Origin of the sequence: Maribacter luteocoastalis (genome assembly GCF_048890225.1) — a bacterium.
GTDB classification, from domain to species: domain Bacteria; phylum Bacteroidota; class Bacteroidia; order Flavobacteriales; family Flavobacteriaceae; genus Maribacter; species Maribacter luteocoastalis.
The window spans coordinates 67928-86819 of the sequence record NZ_JBMFZG010000002.1 but is presented as its reverse complement, the minus strand read 5'-3'; the positions used below and the strand labels follow the sequence as shown (position 1 = coordinate 86819).

At 36.5% G+C, this 18892-nt stretch carries 18 protein-coding genes and 1 tRNA gene; 14 read left to right on the top strand and 5 right to left on the bottom strand.

Going from position 1 to position 18892, the window contains the following annotated elements; genetic code table 11:
• Positions 1-108: 108 nt before the first annotated feature.
• The 9 genes from ACOCEA_RS04890 to ACOCEA_RS04850 all read left to right on the top strand — a co-directional run bounded on the left by ACOCEA_RS04890 (position 109) and on the right by ACOCEA_RS04850 (position 8944).
• Entirely contained in the window at positions 109-1941 is a 1833-nt protein-coding gene (locus ACOCEA_RS04890) for a tetratricopeptide repeat-containing sensor histidine kinase (protein ID WP_420755092.1), read from the top strand.
• Positions 1942-1950: 9 nt separating this feature from the next.
• Positions 1951-2619, top strand: coding sequence for a response regulator (locus ACOCEA_RS04885; RefSeq protein ID WP_420755091.1), 669 nt, complete (start codon positions 1951-1953; stop codon positions 2617-2619).
• A 132-nt stretch (positions 2620-2751) separates the two neighbouring features.
• Positions 2752-3210 carry a hypothetical protein gene (locus tag ACOCEA_RS04880; RefSeq protein WP_420755090.1) on the top strand — a complete coding sequence of 153 codons (459 nt, stop codon included), beginning with the start codon at positions 2752-2754 and terminating at the stop codon, positions 3208-3210.
• A gap of 273 nt (positions 3211-3483) precedes the next feature.
• Positions 3484-4077, top strand: a complete 594-nt coding sequence (locus ACOCEA_RS04875; protein ID WP_420755089.1) for a hypothetical protein — start codon at positions 3484-3486, stop codon at positions 4075-4077.
• 369 nt (positions 4078-4446) lie between these two features.
• Positions 4447-5301, top strand: a complete 855-nt coding sequence (locus tag ACOCEA_RS04870; RefSeq protein WP_420755088.1) for a CsgG/HfaB family protein — start codon at positions 4447-4449, stop codon at positions 5299-5301.
• A 58-nt stretch (positions 5302-5359) separates the two neighbouring features.
• On the top strand, positions 5360-6349 hold the full coding sequence (locus tag ACOCEA_RS04865; protein ID WP_420755087.1) for a hypothetical protein: 990 nt from the start codon (positions 5360-5362) through the stop codon (positions 6347-6349).
• 18 nt (positions 6350-6367) lie between these two features.
• Entirely contained in the window at positions 6368-6925 is a 558-nt protein-coding gene (locus ACOCEA_RS04860) for a hypothetical protein (protein WP_420755086.1), read from the top strand.
• 296 nt (positions 6926-7221) lie between these two features.
• Positions 7222-7497 carry a hypothetical protein gene (locus tag ACOCEA_RS04855; RefSeq protein WP_420755085.1) on the top strand — a complete coding sequence of 92 codons (276 nt, stop codon included), beginning with the start codon at positions 7222-7224 and terminating at the stop codon, positions 7495-7497.
• Positions 7498-7567: 70 nt separating this feature from the next.
• Positions 7568-8944: a hypothetical protein gene (locus ACOCEA_RS04850; RefSeq protein ID WP_420755084.1), complete on the top strand. Its 1377-nt coding sequence runs from the start codon at positions 7568-7570 to the stop codon at positions 8942-8944.
• An 85-nt stretch (positions 8945-9029) separates the two neighbouring features.
• Here the strand turns inward: ACOCEA_RS04850 and ACOCEA_RS04845 are convergent, their stop codons facing one another.
• From ACOCEA_RS04845 to mce, 3 genes are all read right to left on the bottom strand, one after another.
• Positions 9030-10457 (bottom strand): ATP-binding protein, encoded by a 1428-nt coding sequence (locus tag ACOCEA_RS04845; RefSeq protein WP_420755083.1) that lies wholly within the window; start codon positions 10455-10457, stop codon positions 9030-9032.
• A 313-nt stretch (positions 10458-10770) separates the two neighbouring features.
• A tRNA-Ile gene (locus ACOCEA_RS04840) sits at positions 10771-10844 on the bottom strand.
• A 153-nt stretch (positions 10845-10997) separates the two neighbouring features.
• Positions 10998-11399: a methylmalonyl-CoA epimerase gene (mce, locus tag ACOCEA_RS04835; protein ID WP_420755527.1), complete on the bottom strand. Its 402-nt coding sequence runs from the start codon at positions 11397-11399 to the stop codon at positions 10998-11000.
• Between the two features lie 62 nt (positions 11400-11461).
• Here mce and rbfA point away from each other — a divergent pair, with 62 nt between their 5' ends.
• Positions 11462-11854, top strand: a complete 393-nt coding sequence (rbfA, locus tag ACOCEA_RS04830) for a 30S ribosome-binding factor RbfA (RefSeq protein ID WP_420755082.1) — start codon at positions 11462-11464, stop codon at positions 11852-11854.
• A gap of 3 nt (positions 11855-11857) precedes the next feature.
• Complete coding sequence (locus ACOCEA_RS04825; RefSeq protein WP_420755081.1) at positions 11858-13063, top strand: ABC transporter permease; 1206 nt, start codon at positions 11858-11860, stop codon at positions 13061-13063.
• Here ACOCEA_RS04825 and dusB read toward each other — a convergent pair.
• Complete coding sequence (dusB, locus tag ACOCEA_RS04820; RefSeq protein WP_420755080.1) at positions 13060-14058, bottom strand: tRNA dihydrouridine synthase DusB; 999 nt, start codon at positions 14056-14058, stop codon at positions 13060-13062. The genes ACOCEA_RS04825 and dusB overlap by 4 nt on opposite strands.
• Here dusB and ACOCEA_RS04815 point away from each other — a divergent pair.
• Genes ACOCEA_RS04815 through ACOCEA_RS04805 form a run of 3 tightly spaced genes read left to right on the top strand, consistent with a single transcriptional unit; the run spans position 14052 to position 16462 of the window.
• On the top strand, positions 14052-14891 hold the full coding sequence (locus tag ACOCEA_RS04815; protein ID WP_420755079.1) for a prolipoprotein diacylglyceryl transferase: 840 nt from the start codon (positions 14052-14054) through the stop codon (positions 14889-14891). The genes dusB and ACOCEA_RS04815 overlap by 7 nt on opposite strands.
• Entirely contained in the window at positions 14863-16269 is a 1407-nt protein-coding gene (locus tag ACOCEA_RS04810; RefSeq protein ID WP_420755078.1) for a radical SAM protein, read from the top strand. Before ACOCEA_RS04815 ends, ACOCEA_RS04810 begins: the two co-directional genes overlap by 29 nt.
• Complete coding sequence (locus ACOCEA_RS04805; RefSeq protein ID WP_420755077.1) at positions 16244-16462, top strand: hypothetical protein; 219 nt, start codon at positions 16244-16246, stop codon at positions 16460-16462. Before ACOCEA_RS04810 ends, ACOCEA_RS04805 begins: the two co-directional genes overlap by 26 nt.
• Here ACOCEA_RS04805 and ACOCEA_RS04800 read toward each other — a convergent pair whose 3' ends face one another.
• Positions 16463-18868 carry a TonB-dependent receptor domain-containing protein gene (locus tag ACOCEA_RS04800; protein ID WP_420755076.1) on the bottom strand — a complete coding sequence of 802 codons (2406 nt, stop codon included), beginning with the start codon at positions 18866-18868 and terminating at the stop codon, positions 16463-16465. It lies immediately after the preceding gene.
• Between the last annotated feature and the right edge of the window lie 24 nt (positions 18869-18892).

The following is an 18892-nucleotide window of genomic DNA, read 5'->3' as shown; positions in this document are numbered from 1 at the left end:
TTTTATACCAAAACCAACTTGGTCAGATTTTATAAACTATCTCTTATTCTCCTTTTTTTCTCAATCTTTCCAGCTTGTGAAGGTGACAATAGTCCAAAACAAACTGCTATGCAGACCGTCGTTTCATCTCTTTTAAAGGCAAGCAATGACAAGACCAAAAGTCTGAATACCCGATTAGTCCTTTTGGATAGTGCCATAAATCTAACCAAATATAATTCTACTGATTCCCTCTTTTTAGAAATCCTACTTGCCAAAAGTAATTTGCATTACAATCTTAATCAAAGAGATAGTGCGATTTATTACGACAACTTATTGAAAGTTAAGGCAAAATATATATCAAATGACTATTATCTAGCAAATGCCCATAAAAACATTGGCTATTATTTCGATGATTTATCTATGCCAGATAGTGCCTACTATCATTTTAACCAATCGAGGAGATATTTTGTAAGACTTAAGGATAGCCTGGCTGTCGTCAAAAATTCACTGCTTATCAGCATTATCAAAAAAGATTACGCTGATTATTTTGGAAGTAAAGAAACCTTGACAGATGCCCTAACTTATTTGTCAGAAACAAAAGAAGCGAAAATTAAGGCGTCTATATTCAATGAATTAGCCACAAATCACAGAAAACTTCTAAACTACGAGGATGCAATTTTATATTACCTAAAAGCAATAGAAACTTCAGAAGAAGAAAAAACCAAATCTTTTTTCAAAAACAATTTGGCCGCAACTTACGTTGATAATGGGAAATATAACAAAGCTATTGACCTACTACAAGAAATCAAAAGTGATACCGTACTCAAAAAGGACTCTTCAAGATACGCACGAATTTTGGACAACTTGGCCTATGCACAATGGCATAAAAATGAAAAAATATCTTATAACAGCTTTCTAAAACCTCTTCAAATAAGAAAAGAGAAAAATGACAAAAGAGGCCAAATAGCAAGCTATACCCATTTGGGCGAGTACTTTTTAAAAACTAACTCAAAAAAAGCGGAACGATACTTAGATACCGTAATACAAATTTCGAAACAATTAAAGATTCCCAAAGCGGAGCAAGATGCCTTAAAGTTTTTGATGGACTTACAACCAAAAAATACTGATATTAGAAATCGTTATATTTTCCTGCAAGACAGTCTATATGAAGTGGGTCTAAAAGTAAAGACCCAATTTGCAAAAATGAAATATGACGATGAACAAAAACAACTTTCCATTCTAAAGCTAGAGGCCGAAAAAGAACGGAAAAACGCAGAACTGGCAGAACAAAGAACCCAAAAAATTATTTGGCTCGCAGTGAGTGGGCTATTGGTCATAGGTGGTATTACAACATTTTATAGTTTACGACAACGCTACAAAAAAGAAAAATTACAAGAAGTTTACGCCACAGAAAAAAGGATTTCAAAAAAAGTGCATGATGAATTGGCAAATGATATTTATGGTGTCATGACCCGCATAGAACACGCCGAAAATTTACTAAAAGAAGAGACACTAGATGTACTAGAAGACATCTACAAACGAACAAGGGATATTTCACATGAAACAGGAAGCATAGACACCCAAAATTTCCAGGATGAATTAAAAAGGTTATTGTCTCAATTTAGAAACAATCAAATAACCATAGCTTCAAAAGGACTTAGTAAAATTAAATGGAATAGCATAACCGATGAAAAAAAGATTATGCTCTACCGGGTCTTAAACGAGCTTTTAGTGAACATGAAAAAGCATAGTGGCGCAAACTTGGCATCCATTAGTTTTAAACAAGCAAAGAAACATTTATTAATTGAATATGTAGATAACGGCAGGGGTGTACAACTACCTATTAAAAAAGGAGCAGGGCTTTCAAATACGGAAAACCGTATAAATAATAGTAATGGAACATTTAGTTTTGATTCCAAACCAGGTAAAGGAGTCAAAATAAGCTGCACTTTCCGGATTTAAGCATTACATATGTTTCAAAAAGTATTGGTTGTTGAAGATTTGGACAGTATAGGATTTGGAATAGCCCAAATGCTAAAGCAAGAAACCGCTATCAAAGAAGTACAACAATCGCTTTATTGTGATGATGCGGTTATAAAATTCCTAAGGGCCCAAAGAGACAATACTCCCTTTGATTTGCTCATCACCGACCTTTCCTTTAAGGCCGATCATCGGGAAAGTAAAATTAATTCTGGGGATGAATTGGTCAAAAAACTAAAATTAATACAGCCAGGATTAAAAGCTGTTGTATATTCTGTAGAGGACCGTTCCATAAAGGTCAAATCACTATTTAACAACCACAAAATAGATGGGTATGTGGTCAAAGGGCGTAAAGGCTTCAAATATCTGCTCGAGGCCATACATACTATCTCAAAAGATGAAACCTACACCTCACCCGACCTCTCAGGATTTATGAGCCGAAAAGAAGTTTTTGAAATCGAAGACTATGATATTGAGCTTTTGAAGCAACTATCGAACGGTCTTAACCAAAAGGAAATTGCCTCCCTATTCCAGAAAAAAAATATCCAACCTAGTGGTATCAGTTCAATCGAGAAGCGCCTTAACCTTTTAAAATTGGAACTTAATGCCAAAAACGTGATTCAACTGGTCGCGATGGGCAAAGACCTTGGGTGGGTCTAATGATGTATTTCATCTTTCTTTTATAACCTTTCAGCTTATTTTCAAATTTATTCTGGGCCAATACGGAAAGCCGTAAGGAATAGTGTTTTATAGGGTTTAGGTTTGTTCAAGAACCAAAAACCAAACTTGAAAATGAAAAAAATAATCATTCGTTCAGTAATCGTATTTTCTTTTTTACTCATAACGAGTTGTAGTAATGACGACGGTCCTACCCGTAATGAAATCAGCATAGTTCCAGATACTTTTCTAGATCGTGAAAACGAAATTCTTGGAACCATAGAATTGAATTCTAGGGATGTCACAATCTCCGTATGGGACCATGGAACCATAGACGGAGATATCGTTTCCATTTATGTAAACGATGAAATAGTCATTGCGGAACGAGAATTGGACGGTCCTGGAAACAAATTTACCGTGAGCACAACTTTGGAATATGAAGGATACAACTATGTACTTTTATACGCACACAATGAGGGAAGCATTTCGCCCAATACCGCCTCTATGTCCATTGACGACGGCATAAGTACACGTGAATTTATTTTGGAGGCAAATCTCTTGACCAACGGAGCTGTAGACTTGGTCGTAAACTAATCACAGCGCCATTAATTGATAAGCTAGATGCATCTTAGTCAATTGGAAAATGACTTCTGTGCAAGCCTGCGAGGCCATTCAAAATTAATTGAAAACTACAATCCCAGAGCTTGGGCCGTCGGGGAATTATTTGGATTAAAAATAAATCAACATTGATTTCGACGCAAGCGTCGGAGTAACTTGCCTGACAGCAGTCAGGTTTTAAATCTCGATTACGGAGTGAACTATTTCATATCAAAAATTTTAAGCATGAAATTATCGATAACGTTAGTATTGACAATCCTTTTCTTAACGGGATGCACAAAGGAAAACGAATCAGATACCCAAGAGAATTCATTCTCAGAAGAAACCTTACTTGGCACATGGACTTGGCAAACAGCTCTAGTGACAGATCCAACCAATCAACAGCAAGGAAGACTCACGACCGGCGAAGAGAACTGTTTTGAATATGATGTCAAAGAAACTTTTGGATGTAGCGATACCCAAAGTAACATCGTAGAAGAATGTCGAATTTTGACCCTTTTCAATATAACGTTTGAAGCGACGAAGATTTATGATAGAAACGAGAATTACAACGAAACAAACATAGAAATAAATCGCTCGAACAACTGTGAGACCATCACTCATCAAAACGAACCCTCTGATTCATTCTATTCAGGTGCTTGGGAAATTGAAGGTGAAACCATTTTTTTGAACGAAACTTATCGAAAATCAGAATCCTTAAGATTTGGTGAAGAAAGGGTGCTAGAAAGTTATGATGAATCTTTGTTTTCCTGGAAAGTACTATCATTTTCAAATGAAGAAATGATAATTTTTTGGCGTACCCCTGATCAAATCGATTATGAAATTACATTTATTAAAAGTTGATTTTGTATTCTCGGTATTAGAAAAGCCAAAATAGACGTCATCATTTTAAATAGCAACACTACTTACTGTAACTACCTCTTGCGTATTTCATCTTTTTTTTAGCCTTTCACCCAATTTTCGGTTTTATTTCATGCCGATACGGAAAGCCGTAAGGAAATATGCTAGACGGGTTTTAGGTTTGTTCTGGAGACAAAAACCTAATTGAAAATGAAATATTTAAAATCCCTTTGCCTTGTTAAATCATTTAACAAATCAAGTTTGGTATTACCACTTTGTTTTACCCTATTTTTTTTAGGAGTTAATTCAGTCTTTGCCCAAAATAATTCGATTGGGGGAATCCTAAATCAAAGCTGGAGCAAAATTACATACATGGTAGATAAGCAACCAATATTCGATGTTTCAAAAGCGGAGAACATTATTATTTCTGAAATAGTAAACAATGTTGAACGAGAAGATAATCATACTATTGATATTTATGATGAATTCGTGAACCAAGTAACAAATATAGAAGGCCTGAAATTGATTGACAGGGACAAAACAAGTTCATTACTAAAAGAATTGGATTTTCAAAGAAGCGGTTATGTCGATGAAAATCAAATAAGAAAAATAGGAAAGTTTTATAGTTCTGGGTTAATCGTTTTTGGTAGGATTCAGGCAGATGAATTTTCTCAAAGTATAAAAAAGAATAAAACGCTTATTGGTGGCAATGGTTGCCCTGAACAAAAGCGAGTTGGCTGGTATCAATTGAATGTCAACCTTAAAATAATTGACTTGAAAACGGCTGAGGTCGTCTTTTCCGATAATATTAAAACTGATGTGCGTAAAGAGGGTCCCAAATATAATTGCGAATACCCACCTAGTTTAAGTTCCGTAGAATTTTTTCAAATAGCAAAGGAAAATATTGGCGTACAGTTTAGAGAATTATTTACTGTGCACCAAAAGGAATATGAAATCGATTTCCAAACACATAGAAGTTTTAATGATGATTTGAAAAAGGCTATTACCCTTTTGGAAATCGATGATTTTGATGGAGGTTTTACCAAAATTAAGGAGATTGCCCAAACGACCAGTGATGAAAAAGCAAGGTCTTTTGCACTTTACAATCTCGCTAAAATGCAACTTTTCAATGGCGAATATGTTGAAAGCCTTAAAAATGCAAAGCAAGCGTATTTGCTAAATCCAAAAAATGATGCATGTCTTGAAATTATAAATGAGCTGAAATAAAAAATGGTTCTTCCTTACAGTGTTAAATTCGATTAACAAGATGTTTTACAACCAACTATTGCACATTAGAAGAACCATGCTCTTAATATTGGCTGTGGGTTTTATTTGTTGCAAAGACAGTAAAAAAAGCAACACAGGCGCTTCGGAATACGATAAGCTAATGAACAAAGAAGATATTGTGTTGGATGAAGAAAGCCCTGTAAAACAAGACGAAAAATCCATAACCGATAAGGCTACTGGAACGGAACAAGCCGAATTTGATACGGATGTACAATTTTTGAACGGTACCCCCATGTATGACCTCTCTTCCGGATATAATCTAGAAGAGCACGAGCGCTTTTTGGCCGCCACCAAATTGTGTTGGTCCTATGATTATAAAGCAACCTTAGGAGAGACCAGAATGGGAAATCACAAAAACGGAAAGGAGCGGATCAATATCACCAGCTGTTGTGCGTCTTTTGTTCCTAGCCCTTACATTTCACCGTTTGAGTATTATTATAGTTTGTATCACGGAAATACCGATATCAGAACCTACCAAAACAATGTTTTTAAGCTGCAGGAGATACGATCAAATCTGCTATCTGAAAATTTTGAGACGTTTCAACAAATGGTACAAAATGCCCAAACGGATAACTTGGAATCCTATACCCTTTGTACTTCAAACATTCAAAATTACGATATTGAAAAAGAGGAGCTGGAAATCAGATATTATGTCAGTAACAATAGTAAAGTAGGTAGCTCTTCGGCCAAGGTAAAATCTCTAGCTAGCAGATATCAGAGTTCCGTTACACATTACATACCCATGAGCGCGGAAAAGGCCAAGGCCATTTATGAGCATTACGCCTCCTTAAATGATTATTCCAAAAACCCACCTTTTCAATTAATTACTAAAACCACATATTTGCTGGGCATACCTTCTGTGGAAAAAAGACCCTATAATTTTGAAATAGGCTTGCGAAAAATAGAATTTTTTAAGTCGGGCAGCGGCTATCCAGAACCTGAGGATAAAATAGGTGAAATACAATTTGTAGAAAAACCAAACACATAAATCAAACAATAAACAACCATGAAAAATTTCTTTTTACTAATACTTACAGTATTAATTTTAGCATCCTGTGGGTCTGACAGTTTAAGTAACTCCAAGGCCGAGGATATTATCACGGATTGCCTAGTGGCCAAACCGGAACAAAGAACTACAAGTTTTAGGATTGGCAGGGCAACCTTTACCAAGCAAGACTATGACCAAGAATTGTTGCAGAAGTATCTAAAACTGGCCGATGAAGACTATTTGGAAATGGAACTGGTCAAAGAAATAACCAAAGGTTGGCAAAAGGGCAGTAAGGAGTATTCCATAAAACTTACGGAAAAATCATTGGAGTTCATGGAAGAAGTTCCAGAAAAGAACGGAAACGCTACGGCAAAAACATTTCATTATGAAGTGGGCGAGGTTCTAGAAGTGCACGAAACCCCTGCAACAAATACAGCCGAAGTCAAGGTCAATTTTAAAGCTGTTAACATAACTCCGTTCGCCCTTTTATCAAGAAAAGACCCAACGGAGTTTTGGGTGCAAAAACTCAAATTTTCAAAGACCAGTAATGGATGGAAATACTGTGATAATTTTTAGTTCAAACGATAGCGATAATTGAATTTTCAATAGTTGAAACTTCATTTTTAATAACAACTTATAACAACAATGTGGGCCTAAAACAAATCGATTTTTGACAAAGTAATTTTAAGTGTACTTAAGCTTATCATTATTAACCCCTTAACAGGGCTTTGAAAATTCACAAAAATCCTTGAAGGCGTTGTCAAATCCTAGGGCAAAGGATGCCAAAGAATATAATCTTTCGGAGGACTTTCCTCGCTATACAGTTGTTGGTCAAATTTCAAAAGTAATCAATTCCAAAGACCAGAAATTATATGAATTCAATTGACACTCAGGTAAAAACAATTTTAATATTTGCCTTTATAGAAGGACTTGTCCTATACTTAATTGCAGGTCGAATGAATTATAAGAAAGACAAATACGAATTTGAAAATAGGACCAGCGGAGGTGTAGTTGAATCTAAAGATTACAAACATTATAACAGGTCAAAAAATTCAGGAAAAGCATTTGGTTGTCTAGGAAGTATTGGATTCTTATTGATGGCAATTAGTGGTATAATATTCGAATTCATCTGGTTCATGAGCAAATAAATCAGACAAATTCTAATGATTAAAGATGTTACCGTACTTAAAATTAATTTCGAAAAATAAAAAAACCACCATGGCCAACCTAAAAAACTATAATAGTGTAGTACTTCTGTTTTGCTTTTCAGCACTGCTCTTGACCGCTTGTATCTCCGACGATGTTGGTGAAGATACCGATGGGCTAACACAAGCTGGATTTCCCGAAGTTACCACAAGAACAGTAGCCACATCAGATCAAGGAACTAGTGTTGAAGCTGGAGGAACTGTGGTAAATACCGGTGGCAGCGCAATAATAGCAAGAGGTGTCTGTTGGAGTACCCAGCCCAACCCAAGCATTGAAAATGAGACAACAATGGAAGGAACTGGAGAAGGTCCTTTTGTAAGCTCTGTCACGGGTCTGGAACCCAACACCCGTTATTATTTAAGGGCTTATGCTACCAATAAGAATGGCACTAATTACGGTGGAGAGGTCGATTTTTTTACCGCTAAGATATATCGGGGCAACGTTGTTTTATCATCCCAAGAAGAGGTAGACAGCTTTGGAGCAGAGGAATATTTAACAATTATAGGGAATGTATTTATTGGAAAGAATGGGGGCAGTAACATTACCAACCTGTCTGCTTTAAGTAACTTGAACCAAATACGAGGTGATTTTACTATTGGGACATATGATAAGGGAAATCCTCTATTGACAAATTTGAATGGTCTGGAATACTTAGCGTTAATTGACACCTATTTCCTAAATGATTTTATTCCAAAAAACCTGATTATTTCTTACAATGAAAATTTAGAAAATGTTGATGCCTTAAATGGACTAGGATATTTCAATGGAGATTTAAGAATTTACAGTAATGATAAACTAAAAAATCTTAACGGATTATCCAGATTAACAACTGCTAAACGAATAAGTATTAGTGGTAATGATGCCTTGGAAAATATTAATGGCCTTGAAAACATTACGAAAGTTGATTTTTTACTTATTGGGGATAACCCAATGCTTACTAATTTAAATGGACTTAGAAATTTACCAGATGTTATACAAGATATCTCAATTGTTAGAAATGAATCGCTTTCCGATATTTCCGCCCTATCAAATGTCACAAGAGTAAAATATAATTTGATTATTACGGAATGTCCAGAAATAAATAGTCTCGACGTCTTTAATAAAATAACAATAATAGGAGCGAGACTAGTCTTGATTGATTTAGGCATCACTAATTTAGATAGCTTTCAGCTGTTAGAATCATTAGGCACTGAAGTTAGCGAGCCTGAAGTTGGTTATGGTGCCTACCTTGCCATGACGCTTACCCTAAGCGATAATAGGAACTTAAGAGATTTTTGTGGCCTTAAAGAACTATTGGGAACAGATTTCGCCAAATTAATTGATATTCAACGAAATGCATACAATCCGAGCAGAGAAGATATTGTTGCAGATAATTGTAAAAACATATGAAATAACGTGAGTTCGATTTAAGGAATTTTGTTTTAAACCAGATAGGTTTTTTTAGTTGTTTCTGCCTAAAAACCTCAATAGTCTTTTATTTCTTCTTGTCCAAGGTATTCTTCCCTACATTATAAGCATAGGTAGCACAAGGGACATACTGCAAGGTTACACCTTGATATTCTTTTTGGGTTTTGATATCAATTGTGGTTACCAATGCAGATGTCAATTTGTTCGAATTACAGAAATCAATAAGGCTTTTTAACTCTCTAGGTTTTTCTTCATATCTATTGCTCCATTTTATTTCCAATGCCCAAATAGGTTGTAAAGTGCCTTCATCGATTCCCACCATATCCACCTCCCCTTTTCCCCAACGGGCATAATACGGATTAAACCAATCACGGTGCATCCACTGCGAATAAATGGCAGTCTCTACCAAGTCGCCCATGCGTTTTTCATTGGTAATTGCCAATGGCGTGAATAGAGCGGCGTATAAAGAAGGATTAGAGAGGTACATTTTAAACTTTACTTCTCTTTTGAAACGTTTACCACTCTGATCTACCCGACTTATTTTTTTGACCAAAAAAGCGGACTCTAAATATTCAATATAGGTTTTAATAAGGTGTTTCTTTACCCCTGAAGTTCTACTCAACTCTTCATACTCAAACTCATGCGCAGTATTAAAACAAATAGTGGTAAAGAGCCTGTTTAGTTCTTGCACGTCTTTAATGCCATACAAACTAGGCAGGTCGCGCAACAGTACTTTGTCCACAATATCCTGTTTTATATAGCGCCCCGGGTTCTTTTGCATTTGTGGTGAGAAGATAATCTCAGGATACCCTCCAAAGTTGATATACTTCACAAAATGTTCGTTCAATAATTGTGTGTTTACCGTATCATAAAAGGGTTTTTCCTTCCCTTTCCATAGTAAATTACTCGCGACCATTAAGTGCTGCAGATTCTTTATATGTATGTATTCGTAGAAGGTAAGGGGTGGCAATAAGAAATCCGTAAAACGCCCTGCGCCGCTCTCATTACTCTTAAACTTTAAGGCAGCGGCGGCACTACCGGACACTATAAATTTTGTGCCGCGATAACTGTCCACCAATGTTTTTAGATGAATTTCCCAATCTTTCAAATACTGGATTTCGTCAAAGAATACAAAACAGTCTTTAGGGTTTTGATTGCCGATGGCTTCCAAAGCATATTTCAAAAGCTCCTCTAATGCAATATTCGTGTAAATCGGATTCTCTACCGTTATGAAAATAATTTTTTGCGCGGGTACCCCTTCGTCAATTAATTCTTGAATGGTATGATGTAACATCACGGTTTTCCCTACCCTCCTTGGCCCCATAAGCACGACGGCCCTGTTGATGGATTGGTCAAATACCATAGGCTTGAAAATATCAAAATATAATCGGCGTTGCATGGCATTATAATCATCTTCAATGCCATTGTTACGCCACCAGTAATTTTCAAACTGAATACGTTCTAAAACCTGTGATTTAGATATTTTTTCAATCATTATTTCTTTATTTGATTTAAATATAATTAAATAAACAATATTTTTTATATTATTTATACAAATATTAGTTGTATAAGAAAAATAATGAAATATTTTTTACTTAGTTAGTTTACAAATAATCTTTTATTGAGGTGGTCATTCATTTGGAAATTGCTCTGCTCTTGGACAAGAGAGGAACCACTTTTGCAAATAAAAAACCACTAGGGGCAATCCCCTTCTTCGTTTTTTTCCAATCAGAAAACCTAGGCAAGACTGCCTTTAATTACAGTAAATAAAAAACCCATACCTTACGATATGGGTTTTCTGCTTGTTGTGGTCCCACCTGGGCTCGAACCAGGGACCCCCTGATTATGAGTCAGGTGCTCTAACCAGCTGAGCTATAGGACCCGCGAATTGCGGATGCAATATTACTACTTATTTTTATATGCCGCAACATTTTATGGCCATGTATTTAGCTAATGGACATTAAAATACATTGTGCATTCGCATTGGTCATTGAGCGGAGTCGAAATAACGGCTTAGAATAACCATATGCTGCTATTACTTAATTTCTTGACATAGCTCTACCAAGATACCGTTAGTACTCTTTGGGTGTATGAAGGCAACCCATTTATTATCAGCACCTTTTTTAGGTTTCTCGCTCAATAAAACAAAACCTTCCGCCTTTAAGCGTTTCATTTCTTCTTCTATATCATCAACCTCAAAGGCAACATGATGCAGGCCCTCCCCCCTATTCTCTAAAAACTGGTGTATGGGACTAGTTGTGCTTGTTGCCTCCAACAGCTCAATTTTATTGGGTCCGTTCCTAAAAAAAGACGTTTTCACACCCTCTGTAGGTACCTCTTCTTCTTTATAGGGAGCACTCCCCAATAATTTTTCAAAAAGTGAATTGGAGGTTTCTAAATTTTTAACGGCAATCCCTATGTGTTCTATTTTCTTCAATCTGCTAATAGACTTCATACTTTAAGGTCTAAAGTACACATAATTCTACGTACTTTTGTACTATGGAAACGCAAAGACAACGTAAAATTGGCGGGGTAATACAGAAAGATATTGTTGCTATACTTCAAAAAGCCGCTATTGAAGGTGGTCTTAGGGGCACGCTTATTTCTGTATCAAAAGTTACCGTAACTACAGATCTTTCAATTGCCAAGGTATATGTAAGTATTTTTCCCAATGAGCAGGCGAAGGAATTATTGGAAGGCATTAAGTCTAACCAACCCTTGATCAAACATGAATTGGCACAGCGTACCCGCAACCAATTACGAAGGGTTCCAGAGCTTTTGTTTTATTTGGACGATTCCTTGGACTATATCGAGAAAATTGAAAAATCCCTAAAGGGAGAGGAAAACCCTATTGAGAACAGGGATTTATTGGAGAAAAGAAAAAAATCTTGATTATTGAACTTCCCGCTTTACATTGCTAAAAGGTACATACGTTCAAAGAGCAGCCAGAACGCTGTAAACATCATTAACTTTATCACCTTTTTAGTAATTGTAATAGGTTCTGCGGCACTTTTCATAGTGCTTTCCGGTTTTGCGGGTTTAAAGACCTTTAGTCTCTCATTTACCACTTCATTTGATCCGGAACTTAAGGCGCTTCCAGTGTCCGGTAAATTCTTTTCAATTACCCCTAAACAAGAACAACAATTGAAAGCAATTGATGGTCTAGCATTCTATGCTAAGGAAATTGAAGAGAAGGTCTACTTGGAACATAAGGGGAAAAACCATATTGCCTATTTAAAGGGTATAGATTCCAATTATATTAATGTTACTGGGGTAGATAGTACACTCTATATTGGTGATTGGACCATAAACGAACAGCAGGTGGTATCTGGTATTGGTATTGCCAATATTTTAGGGGTTACCATAAACCAGTTTAGAAGCCCAATGCAAATTTATGCCTTTAAGCCCGGGAAAGGTTCTATTTCACAGCAAAGTATTAGTTCCTTATACAATCAGCTACCCGTTGTAATTGGAGGCGTTTACGCAGTTGAGGCCGATTTGGACAACAAATTTGTTTTTGCAGATCTAGCTTTGACACAAGCTTTATTAGAGAAAAACGAAACCCAAATTTCAGGTCTTAATTTTAAGGCAAAACCCACCGTTGATATTGAAAGTATCCGACCAGAAATAGCAACCATTCTAGGGGGTAAAGTAACACTTAAAAATAGGCAGGAGCTTAATAGTACGCTGTATAAAATGTTGAACACAGAGAATATGGCCACCTACCTTATTTTCACCTTGGTACTCATCATTGCCCTCTTTAATGTGGTTGGCGCCATTATTATGATGATACTGGACAAGCAGCAAAACTCAAAAACACTATATAGCCTGGGCACCACGATCAAGAAACTGCGCCGTGTCTATTTTATACAAGGGATTTTGGTCACGGGCTTGGGCGGTCTATTTGGTATTATACTAGGTTCTATCTTAATTTGGAGTCAAGAGCTATTTGGTTGGTTGCGCATTACGCCTTCACTTGCTTACCCCGTGGAGTATAAATTCATGAATGTACTTGTAGTTTTGGCGACGATTCTGGTATTGGGCATTATTGCCTCAAAAATCGCCAGTAGTAGAATTAATAGGAAGTTGTTACATTTTTAAGGCGCACTAAACTCGTAGTCGCCAAATTTTTCTAGAACCTCATCAAAGGCAGCAAACACCTCTTGAGAATGGTCGCTGGTAACCATTTTCATACGGTATTCCTTAAAATTGGGAATGCCCTTGAAATAATTGGTATAATGTCTTCTGGTCTCAAAAACGCCTAATTTTTCACCCTTCCAATCTATTGCCATTTGTAAATGTCTTCGGGCGGCATCAATCCTTTCTGTTATGGTTGGCGGTGCTAAATGTTCACCCGTTTTAAAAAAATGCTTTACCTCCTTAAAAAACCAAGGATACCCTATACTGGCCCTGCCGATCATTGCGCCGTCCAAGCCATACGCATCCCTCATTTTTTTAGCAGCTTCTGGGGTGTCAACATCCCCGTTTCCAAAAACAGGAATATGCATCCGTTGGTTATTCTTAACTTCGGCAATAGGGGCCCAATTGGCATTGCCCTTATACATTTGTGCACGGGTTCTCCCATGTATGCTTATGGCCTTACACCCCACATCTTGTAAACGTTCTGCAACCTCCACAATTTTAATGGAATCCTCATCCCAACCTAATCTCGTCTTTACGGTTACCGGCAACTTGGTGTGCTTTACCATAGCATCTGTCAAAGAAACCATTAAATCGATATCTTTTAAGATTCCTGCACCCGCGCCTTTGGAAACCACCTTCTTAACAGGGCAACCAAAATTGATATCAATAATATCCGGATTGGATTTTTCTACAATCTCTACCGATTGTAACATACTATCAAGATTAGCCCCAAAAATTTGAATACCTACTGGTCTTTCTTTTTCGTAGATATCGAGCTTCATAACACTTTTAGCAGCATCACGAATTAGGCCTTCTGAGGATATAAACTCAGTAAAAACCACATCTGCACCTTGTTCCTTACATAGGGCGCGGAATGGCGGATCGCTAACGTCTTCCATAGGGGCAAGCAGTAAGGGGAAATCCGGTAATTGTATATCTCCTATTTTTGGCATGGGGCAAAGTTACAATATATCCAGTAGGCAATAAAACGGGAAAGGGTACTATCTTAGCTAGATATAAAAAGTCTATGATTCCGTTTGAACCGGTTCTTTCTGGGGTGAACATAAACATGCACCTCATCTTGGAATATTTAGCTTTCTTTATAGCTTTTCGCTATTACCTGTATCTGCGTAAAAATGGTTTGGATGCCATATCCACCAATAATAGGTTGTCTATACTAATAGGTGCCGTGTTTGGCGCTTTGTTCTTATCTAGGTTAATGGCTTTTTTAGAAAACCCAATTCTACATTTAGAACAAGATTGGTTGTCAAACCTGAATAACAAGACTATTATGGGTGGGCTTTTTGGTGGATTGTTAGGTGTAGAAATTGCTAAAAAAATTATAGCTGAGAAACAATCATCAGGCGACTTATTTACCTTACCCCTTATTTTGGGCATTAGTATTGGCCGAATAGGTTGTCTTTTATCCGGCATCAAAGAATTTACTTATGGTAAGGTTACCAGTTCATTTTTAGGGATGAACCTTGGTGACGGGCAGCCAAGACATGCCATCGCCCTATATGAAATTGGTTTCCTGGTGCTATTGTTCTTTATTATAAAAAATCTTCAGCACAAAAAATATGGTTTTAAAAGTGGCACCTACTTTAAAATCTTTATGGTCAGCTATTTTGGATTTAGATTCCTAATTGAGTTTATAAAGCCAAATACCTTCTATTTGTTCGGTTTGAGCAGCATCCAACTATTATGTATAATTTGTTTAATTTACTATTATAAATTTTTCCTTCAAGGACTATCCTATGCCAGAGAAAAACTATACCTATTATGATTTTACCCTAAGTCTTTGTCCAGATTGTTTAAGGCGTGTTGATGCGAAGATCGTTTTTGAAAACGATAAGGTCTACATGCTTAAAAACTGCAAAGTACATGGACGGTCAAAAGTGCTTATTGCGGACGATATTGAGTACTATAAAAACATTCGTAATTACAACAAGGCATCGGAATACCCAAAAACATTTAACACTAAAACACATTATGGCTGCCCATATGATTGTGGTCTTTGTCCTGATCATGAACAGCATTCTTGTCTTACTGTTGTAGAAGTTACCGATCGTTGCAATCTTACTTGTCCTACCTGCTATGCCGGTTCTTCCCCAACATACGGGCGGCATAGGACCTTAGCGGAAATAAAAACCATGCTAGATGTTATTGTTAAAAATGAAGGTGAACCAGATGTGGTGCAGTTGAGTGGTGGTGAACCTACCATACATCCCGATTTTTTTGAGATTTTAGATTACGCCAAAACCTTGCCCATTAGACATTTAATGGTGAATACCAATGGTATTAAAATTGCAAAGGATTTTGATTTTGCCAAAAGACTGGCAACCTACGCGCCAGATTTTGAAATTTATCTGCAGTTTGACTCTTTGGACAACACTGTATTACAAACACTACGTGGTGCCGATTTAAAAGAAGTAAGGTTACTGGCGTTGAAGCATTTAAATAGACTAAATCTTTCAACAACGCTGGTGGTGACACTTCAAAAAGGGTTAAACGACCATGAAATGGGCGCCACCATTGATTTTGCATTAAAGCAAAAATGCGTTCGCGGAGTAACTTTTCAACCCACACAAATAGCAGGTAGACTTGAGAATTTTGAAGTTGATGAAAATAGGATTACCCTAACCGAAGTGCGACGAAAAATTTTGGAACAGTCCCCAATTTTTGAGCCAGACGACCTTATTCCCGTTCCGTGCAATCCAGACGCACTGGTTATGGCTTATGCATTAAAACTGGGTGAGAACATAAGCCCGTTAACACGATTTATAAATCCCGATGATTTATTGAACGAAGGCAAAAACACAATTATCTATGAACAGGATGAGCAGCTACATGGTAAAATGATCGAGCTTTTTAGCACTGGGAATTCGGTGGAAAAAGCGTCTGAAAATCTTAAAAGTATCATGTGTTGTTTACCAGAGATCGATGCTCCAGAACTTGGTTATGACAACTTATTTCGCATCATAATTATGCAATTTATAGATGCGTATAATTTTGATGTTAGGGCCATTAAAAAATCATGTGTGCATATTGTAAACAAGGACAACAAGATTATCCCGTTTGAAACCATGAACCTTTTTTACAGGGACGATAAAACTAAACGTTTAAAAGAACTTCAAAATGAAAATACGCAACCTGTTTTTTGAGGTAGGCAACCTAGATGGGCTTTTTGCCTTTATTTTATTTATAATGTTTGGTCCTGCCCTTCTGTTCTTTATTATTGGCATTATTTTAATGTCACAGCAAAAGAAAAAAGCCGGTAAAATCTTTATGATCCTTGCAGGTATTTATCTGTTAATTAGTCTAGGGGTTTGTGGCACAATGATGGTTGGATTATAATCAAATACGATTGCGTTCATCAATTTGCTTTCTTTTTTGATTGTCGCTTATTCTTATGTTTCCAAATTTATACCGAAACCCTAAAACTAATAGTCTATTTTCCCTTCGAAAGGAAGAACTATTGTTTTGGTTTAGGTATCTACGGGTCGTAAAAGTCTTGCTTTGATTGAAAATATCTTCAAAAGAAAGGGATACGCTAGCTTTTTTATTCCATAGATTTTTCCGAAAACTTAGGCTTAGCTCACTGGTAGATTCCCTTCTGGAATTTCCGCTTACTGTTGGCGAAAAATACCTAAAAGACAAATCTGCAAATAACGATTCATCCCTTAACAAGGTAAAACTGTTTGTGGTTCTCATATGTCCCGTCCAAATTTCATTTTTAACCAATTGCCCAGAGCTTAGATCTTTAAAAGTATTACCGCTATAATAATAACCGAATAACAGGTATATGTTCCAAAAAATCATCGGCCTTTTATTGATTGTCACGTCTAAACCATAGCTTTTTTTGAGGCCTATATTAGAACTGATAAAACGCAACAAATTGGCTTCATTATCTTGAAAAACCTGTAAGGCATAATCATTTTTATCCTCAAAATATGTCAACTCTGCCGTATACCCTTTATCATAAGTATACCCTATTGAAATATAATTTCGTGTAGTGGGAAGTAAATCCGGATTGCCCTCAATAGTAGAGTTGTTGGTCTGGAAATATTGAAACGGATTTAATCTGTTATATCTAGGCCTTTCTATCCTCCGGTAATATTGAAGTCCAATATCATGGTTGGCACCAATGGAGTGCCTTAATGAGACCGATGGGAAAAACTCCAAATACGAATTTTTGTTTCGGTCGGTATCCGAGTCTAATTTTCCAATGGTCTCCGCATACTCAGCTCTAAGTCCCGCTTTAAGCTTCCAATTTTCCCAATTATTATTTAGGCTAATATAGGCCGCAGAGATTTGTTCATCATACGTAAAAAGACCTGATGGTGTTGGGTCTACACCGGGATAATTTCTTTCAAACCCTTCTTGGGTTATCCTATTTTCAGAATTTATAGCAGCATAACGCAAACCCGTTTCAAGCTTGGCTTTCTCACCAAAAGGTGATTCATAATCTACTTGAAGGCTTAAAAGCCCCGTTTCTTGACCCGTTGTGGTTAAAAAATCATTTACACCTGTAGTAGTGCCGTTATTGTCAAAAAAATCTGTCCGAATATCCTGTCCTTGGTAATAATCGTAAAAAGTATAATGGTTACTTAAAGAAATTTGACTCCCTTCCTTTTTAAAGGTATGTGTCCAATCTACATAGTAGGACACATTATTTATATGGCTATCTGAAGTGTTCACAGATCCAAAACTTGAGTCTAAATTATTATTGGCATCTATAATAAGCGTCTCAGAAGTATAATTTCTATGCATCGTTGGCGATAATGAATTAATGGTGGATACACTTATTTTGTTTCTATCATTGATTTCATAATCATAAAATGCACTTATATTGTGTTGTTTCCTCCATAGTTCCGATTGCTGTTCGGCTGTCCATATCTCATCCCTTTCCTCGGGTTCAAAGAAATTTGTTATATCTGTGTACTTGCTCAAATACTTGTCGTCCCTATAACTGTAGGTGATAGAAAAATCAGATTTCTTCCCTTTAAAAAAATGTTCTGTCCCTAAGGTATGCTTTGCATATACCCCTTGTGTATACTTGTTGTACATTGATCCATTATACCCTGCTATCAGGTTCTTTTTCATTTTAATGTTTATCAAAAGACCTCCTTCTGCACTATATTTTGCCGGAGGACTGGTAATAACCTCTATGGTTTCTACATTGCTTGCCGAACTACCTGACAATAGATTAATGATGTCCTCCTGCGGGATATTCACCAATTTATCATTGATCATAACACCTACGTTGGAACTTCCTTTAATTGAAAGTTGATTGTTGATGATAACCACACTTGGGGTGCGTTTAAGCACATCCCAAATATCACTATCAGAAAGTGCCGTGTTCTCTATGTTAAACACCAATCTATCTACCTTTTGTTCTAAACTTGGCTTTTTGTAACTAATCACTGCCTCATCTAGTTCTAGTTCTTTCTGATGAAGTTGCAATATTCCAATATCAAGGTCTTTTAATACAGATATCGTTATTGTTTCGGATGTGTTTTCCATATAACTGGCAAAAAGGAGATACTTGCCTTTTTCGATAGAATTGATTCTGAACTCCCCATTTTCATTGGTTGAGGTGCCTTTGATCAATACAGAATCTATATTCTTAAGGAGTATGTTTGCAAATACTAGCGGTTTCTGGTCGGCATCTAAAATTTTACCGGAAACACTTAAATCTTGCGCAAACAAGTTTGATGATAATAAATAAAGTGCAGTTAGTAATTTTAAATTACTCTTCATGAATTGATAGTAGGGGTATTCTAG